The organism is Vibrio sp. S234-5, from assembly GCF_000960595.1.
Lineage (GTDB): Bacteria > Pseudomonadota > Gammaproteobacteria > Enterobacterales > Vibrionaceae > Vibrio.
This window is the reverse complement of the sequence record NZ_JZAM01000213.1, coordinates 1-6,420: the sequence shown is the minus strand read 5'-3', so window position 1 is coordinate 6,420 and position 6,420 is coordinate 1. Positions and strand designations below refer to the sequence as shown.

Genomic DNA, 6,420 nt, shown 5'->3' with positions numbered 1-6,420 from the left:
TTGATAAAGTTAGTAGAAATGAAAGGCACTTTGAAAAGGCGGCAATTAAAATGTGCGTTAAATACAGAGTTTCGAGAGCACGTGTTATTTGGGACTTAACAATTATTTAACTCATGCGCAAGCCGTGGGTAAAGATTAGGAAAAATCTGTTTTCAAAATACCCGCGAGCGGCTAGGCATTTTCAGAGTCTATTTCCGAATCAGTATCTTGATACGATGGACCTGAAAGACACCGACAACATTCAATTGCTGTTAAAAGGATTTATAGATTTACTAAATAAGTCTGACGTTCGAGAACGAGATATTTTAAATTATATTAACAGTGAACCAGCATTCTTCATTATAGGTTCTTTACTTAAAAAATATTATAACTTTGGTCATCATGCTGCTCATTTATTTCGTGAATTTCCGTTAGGAACATCATACAAAGCAGACTATTTACTTGTGGGCAAAAATTCAGATGGATGGCACTTCGTATTTGTTGAGTTAGAGTCTCCAAATGGTAGCGTTACCACCTTAAATGGCGACTTGGGAACAGTTTTTCGAAAGGGTAAAGCACAAATCGAAGACTGGGAATTTTGGCTTGAACGAAACTACAGTGTTCTTCAAGAGTTTTTCAAAAAGCATAAAAAGTTGGACGATCCTCTTCCTGAAGAATTTTGCCATTTCGACAGGTCTAGGATTAACTATGTGGTAATCGCTGGCAGGCGTGATGATTTTAATGATAAAACGTATAGAATTCAGCGGCAAAGTATTAGGAATAATCAAATACATCTTATTCACTATGACAATCTTATCGATGCTGTTGAGTTACTTAGTGACAGTTGCACGTATTGACCTCAGGGCTAACAAACTGTTTAAGAGTGATTCGCAACGCGTGGCATTTTTACTATGCGTTGCGTTTGGTGTTTAAGGTGGTCTGCGGCGGCTTTGGCATTGCGTTGCTCACACCTTAACAGGGCGTTAGCTTAAAACAATGAAAATCAATTGGTTGTGGTCTTTTCTTTCTTCCATTGGCCATTCGTTTTCGTTTGTCGGCAAATCAGCATTGTTTGCCAACGCGATTTTTGAGCTGTTGCCTCAATTGAGTTTTATGGTTGAGCGAGGTGAGTAAGTTTGGCGCAAAGTCGCTTTGGCAGTTTTGCTTTCGCTTTGAGTTTTCCGAAAGTGATTTATCAAATTTTTGGTTTTTCAAATCGCATGAAAGGTCACAAAGTTTGAGCCAATTCGGGTTTCAAAGCTCAAGTGATTTTTTGGTTTTCCAAATCGGTTTAATCTCAGGCTTGGTAAATCTAAGGCGCTGAAATTTAAGCTAACAAACTGCTTAAGAGGGATTCGCAATGCGTGGCATTTTTAGTATGCGGTGAGTTTTGTGACTAAGTTGGTGTGCGGTAGCTTTTGCAGTGCATTGCTCACCCCTTAGCAGGGCGTTATGCAACTCAGGTAAATTTAAGGGTTCAATCTTTTGAGGTTTCTCCGGCCATTCGTTTTGTGTTGTCGGCAGATGAGCATTTTTACCCTAAAATTCGTGGTTTACTCAAGCCGTAAAACAGGCAAGGTTCTTTGTTTGCCTCAATGAGTTTTGGTGCTGGTTTGTTGTGAATTTAGCGGGCGCAAAGTGTGGAAAGGGCAAGTTAATCGAGCATTTCTCACTTGCTGAATTTTTAGCTCGTTGAACTTATCTGACTCAAAAGCTTGGTTTGTTGCTGAAAGGTGGACGTTGTTTTGGCGGCTCATTTATCACGGCTCTTGCTTGGGTTGGTTCTTGAATCACTCAACCATTGCAATCGTGGCTTTTGATCGAGTAAAGTCAGTTTATCTTATTGAATTTGCATAACAAACGGCTCAAGAGGGATTGCCAACGCTTGGTGACTTTAGTGCAAAATTGAAGTTCAGTGTTTACAGTGTGTTTTTTGAATTCGGCTATGCGTTGTCAACCCCTTAGCCGGGCGTTATGTGTAAGTGAGGTGAAATGGAACAATCTGAGCACTATCTCAACAGGGTTACTATGGCATTTGATGATTTATTGTATTGCCATGATTTCCTAGAAAAGCTCTTATCGTATGAAACCGGCGAAGAGCCTATCATTCAGTTGGCTTTAACATCATCTTTTATAATTGCCTATGGGAGGGTGTTTGGTTCTTCCAATACAAAGGATCCAGAATACAAAGATATGGTAAGTAACAAGTTTGGGGCTTTATTAAATTGCTGGAGGCGCAAGTTATCAAGTGAATCACTCGAGTTTCATAAGAGCTTAATAAGTAGCCGTAATATAGCAATCGCCCATTCAGATGCAATGTCTCGGGATTACAAAGTTAGCACTAGAAACCAAGTCAGTTATGGCTACAACCCCTACGTAGCGTTTGGTGAAACAGAGTCTGAGCTTGCGTTTGAACTTACAAAATCATTGTTAATAGTAGTGTCTCGCGAGCAAACTAAGTGTAGAAATGAACTCGACACAACAAACACATAACAAGGCGTTTAAGAGGGATTCATGCCGCGTGGCATTTTCGGTATGCGGTGAGTTTTGGTGGTGAAAGTGGTTTGCAGAAAGTTGGTTTATGCGGCATTCACCCCTTAACGCGGCGTTAGGGTTTACTACGAAAAATGTGCAAGGATGGCGAAATGGTAAGGTTTTATCTGGTTCTTACTTTGTTGGGTATATTGCTCCCATACGGGGCGTTTGTTCCTTGGCTAGTTAGCAATGGCTTAGACATTGGTCTTTTGTTCCGTGAAGCGGTGGCAAGCCCCATTAGTATTTTTGCTTGGCTTGATGTTTTGGTAGCGGCGATTGCTTTATTAGGTTTTATCGTGGTGGACGGCCAAAGACATAAAGTGAAGTATCGCTATTTTGCTGTGTTGGGAACTTTGTCAGTTGGAGTATCGTTTGGGTTGCCACTGTATCTTTACTTGAAAGAAAAGCAGTCGCTCCAACCACAGCCATAACAAAGCGTTAAAGAGGGATTCATGCCGCGTGGCATTTTTGGTATGCAGTGAGTTTTAGTGGTGAAAGTGGTCTACGGGAAGTTGGTTTGTGCGGCATTCACCCCTTAACGCAGCGTTATGCAACTCAGGTAAATTTAGGACTCAATCTTTTGGGATTTCTCCGGCCATTTGTTTTGTGTTGTCGGCAAATGAGCTTTTTTACCCTCAAATTCGTGGTTAACTTAAACCGTAAAACAGGCAAGGTTCTTTGTTTGCCTCAATGAGTTTTGGTGCTGGTTTGTTGTCAATTTAGCGGGCGCAAAGTGTGGAAAGGGCAAGTTTATCGAGTATTTCGCATTTGCTGAAAGCCTTGCTTGTTGAGTTTGTCTCATTCAAAAGCTTGGTTTGTTGTTGAAAGGTGTGCTTTGTTTTGGCAGCTTATTTGTCATGGCTCTGGCTTGGGTTGATTCTTGAATCACTCAACCATTGCAATTGTGGCTTTTGGTTGTGTAAAGTCAGTTTATCTCATTGAATTTGCATAACAAACGGTTAAAGAGGGACTGCCAACGCGTGGCGGTTTTTGTTCAAATCGGCCTTTGTGATTACGGTTGTTATTTTGAGTTCAGTGTTTTGCGTTGTCAGCCCCTTAACCGGGCGTTATGCAACTCAGGGAAATTTAGGGGTTCAATCTTTTTAGATTTCTCTGGCCATTCGTTTTGTGTTGTCGGCAAATGAGCACTTTTACCCTCAGATTCGTGGTTCACTCAAACCGTAAAACAGGCAAGGTTCTTTGTTTGCCTCAATCAGTTTTAGCGTTGGTGCGTTGTAAATTCAATGGGCGCAAAGTGTGGAAAGGGCAAGTTAATCGAGCATTTTGCATTTGCTGAAAGTCTTGCTTGTTGAGTTTGTCTCATTCAAAAGCTTGGTTGGTTGTTGAAAGGTGGACTTTGTTTTGGCGGCTTATTTATCATGGCTCTGGCTTGGGTTAGTTCTTGAATCACTCAACCATTGTAATTGTGGCTTTGGGTCGTGTAAATTCAGTTTATCTCATTGAATTTGCATAACAAACGGCTCAAGAGGGATTGCCAACGCGTGGCGGCTTTAGTGCAAAATTTAAGTTCAGTGTTTACTGTGTGTTTTTTGAGTTCGGCGGTGCGTTGTCAACCCCTTAGCCGGGCGTTATGCTTAATCAGCTAAAATCAGTGGTTTATATTTCTCTTTGCTCCCTCGGCTGGTTAGTTTCGAGTTTGTCGGCAAGTTGGCTTCAGTAGGTGCTGCTTTTCGGACACTTATTCTTGGGCGCTGAAAATTCAGAGAGTTGCCTCAGTCAATTTTCAAGTAAGCGCGAGGTTAGGGGGGCTGTCTCAATCAACAATTTGATCTTAGTTTTTTTGAGTTTTAGCAGCCAAATATCAAGGTTCGATTTTCAAAACTATGAGTCATTTCGGTTTTCTATGTTTTGCCTTTTGTTAGCTAATCCTATCCGAGTTAATCTTGGTTTTGGTAAAAATGTGGGCGTTTAAGCTTAAGCATAACAAAGCGTTTAAGTGGGATTTGGCACGCGTGGCATTTTCAGTTTGCGTTGAGTTCGGTGGTTACGGCACTGTGCGGTAGCTTTTGTATTGCGTGCCTGCACCCCTTAACGCGGCGTTAGGCGAATGGAGGTGTAATGAACTACGAAAGTACAATTTTTAGAGTCAGAGAGCTTCGAGAGGCTGATGCTCATTCGTTGTTTAGTATGTACTCAGGCTCAAGCAGTTCAGCAAAGTACATATCGACATTGCCTCACGATACAGTTGAAACCACGCTTTCGAAAATTAAGCAATGGCGAAAGTCCTACTCAGAATATGCGCCTAAAGTTTGTGTTTATGGCGTTGCTGCGAGTCCAGATGACCTTGTGTTCGGTTTGGTTGTCTTCATATTTAATGAGCAATATGCTGAAATTCACTTTGGTATATCAAAGCAGTTTAGTAATCAAGGTATTGCAAGTGAGTTGTGCCGGTATGGTCTGCAATACATGAAAAGTTTGGGTGTAAAAGAGGTAAGAACCAATCCGTTTATTGAGCATCTCGCAAGCATACGAGTTTTAGAAAAGTCGGGTTTCTCAAATTATGGCACGCTCAAAAATCATGCACGGTTTCCGACTTTGGGCGATGGGCTTTTCAATTGTGCAGATATGCGCATAACTCTTTGAAAATTCGCCTAACAAACTGCTTAAGAGGGATTCGCAATGCGTGGCACTTTTAGCATGCGGTGAGTTTTGTGATTAAGTTGGTGTGCGGTCGCTTTTGCAGTGCATTGCTCACCCCTTAGCAGGGCGTTATGTTTAATCACGCAAAGTCAGTGGTTTATGGTTTCTCTTTGCTCCCTCGGCGGCTTGGTTTCGCGTTTATCGGCAAGTTGGCTTCAGCGGGCGCAGTTTTCCGGACAATTATTCTTTGGCGCTGGAAATTCAGAGAGTTGCCTCAATCAATTTTTGGGCAAGCGCGAGGTTAGGACGGTTGGCTCAATCAGTATTTTGAACACAGGTTTTTGGGCTTGAACAGTCGAAAATCGAAGTTGTTTTTTAATTCTATGAGTCGTTTCAGTTTTTAGGTCTTGGCTTTTGTTTGTGAATCAAAGCTGAGTTAATCTTGGTTTTGGTAAAACGTAAGTCATTGAAGCTTAAACATAACAAACGGTTCAAGAGGGACAGCCAACGCGTGGCATTTTTACCATGCGTTGGTTTTTGTGGTTACGGTGTTATGCGGAAGCTTGGCAATGGCGTTGGCTGCCCCTTAACCGGGCGTTAGCTGTACAAACAATCATAACCTAGGAGTAAATATGTCTTCCACATCACTATTTAGATTTGTATTAATTGCTGGCCTAATCTTCGTAATCATCGGGGTGGTTGCGGGTATCAGCTTGTCAGATACCTTGCCAACAATTTTACAAGACTATTTGGCGCAGGTAGAAAATAAAGATATGTCTAGAGGTAAGGCAATATTCATGCTGTTAGCAATGCTGGTAGTTTTGTTGCTATTGCCAATTTCAACTTTTGGACTATGGAAATTTAAATCTTGGGCAAGAACACTATATGTAGTAATTACGGTCGCGTTTATTCCATTTTATCCAGTATTTGGACCAGTAGTGATGAATGGCTGGGAAGCCATGTTTAGAGATATCGCACTAATCTTAGAAGGTATGTTGTTGGCAATGATGTTTACGGGAGAGGTGAGTCAGAAATTTAGTGCGTCAAAAACTGCAGTAAGCAGCTAACAAACTGCTTAAGAGGGATTCGCAATGCGTGGCATTTTCAGCATTCGGTGGGTTTTGTGATTAAAGCGGTGTGCGGTAGCTTTCGTAGTGCATTGCTCACCCCTTAGCAGGGCGTTATGCTTAATCACGCAAAATCAGTGAGTTATGGTTCTTCTTTGTTCCTTTGGCTTTTCAGTTTTGTGTTTGTCGGCAAGTTGGCTCCATTGGGCGCTGTTTTCCGGACACTTGTTCTTTAGCG

At 41.7% G+C, this 6,420-nt stretch carries 6 protein-coding genes and 1 pseudogene; all 7 read left to right on the top strand.

Going from position 1 to position 6,420, the window contains the following annotated elements; translation table 11 throughout:
* Positions 1-215 precede the first annotated feature (215 nt).
* Positions 216-836 (top strand): Shedu anti-phage system protein SduA domain-containing protein, encoded by a 621-nt coding sequence (locus tag UF06_RS12380; protein ID WP_171816731.1) that lies wholly within the window; start codon positions 216-218, stop codon positions 834-836.
* A 1,135-nt stretch (positions 837-1,971) separates the two neighbouring features.
* Positions 1,972-2,472 (top strand): hypothetical protein, encoded by a 501-nt coding sequence (locus UF06_RS26865; RefSeq protein ID WP_045570719.1) that lies wholly within the window; start codon positions 1,972-1,974, stop codon positions 2,470-2,472.
* On the top strand, positions 2,469-2,591 hold the full coding sequence (locus tag UF06_RS24460; protein WP_082069697.1) for a DUF3265 domain-containing protein: 123 nt from the start codon (positions 2,469-2,471) through the stop codon (positions 2,589-2,591). Before UF06_RS26865 ends, UF06_RS24460 begins: the two co-directional genes overlap by 4 nt.
* Before the next feature lie 33 nt (positions 2,592-2,624).
* Entirely contained in the window at positions 2,625-2,945 is a 321-nt protein-coding gene (locus tag UF06_RS12370) for a DUF2834 domain-containing protein (RefSeq protein WP_029797024.1), read from the top strand.
* 28 nt (positions 2,946-2,973) lie between these two features.
* A pseudogene (locus UF06_RS27765) lies at positions 2,974-3,064 on the top strand (DUF3265 domain-containing protein); the annotation flags it as partial.
* Between the two features lie 1,529 nt (positions 3,065-4,593).
* Positions 4,594-5,118 (top strand): GNAT family protein, encoded by a 525-nt coding sequence (locus tag UF06_RS12365; protein WP_045570718.1) that lies wholly within the window; start codon positions 4,594-4,596, stop codon positions 5,116-5,118.
* A gap of 629 nt (positions 5,119-5,747) precedes the next feature.
* The gene (locus UF06_RS12360) at positions 5,748-6,182 is read left to right on the top strand and encodes a hypothetical protein (protein ID WP_045570717.1); all 435 of its coding nucleotides are present in this window, start codon (positions 5,748-5,750) and stop codon (positions 6,180-6,182) included.
* Positions 6,183-6,420: the final 238 nt, after the last annotated feature.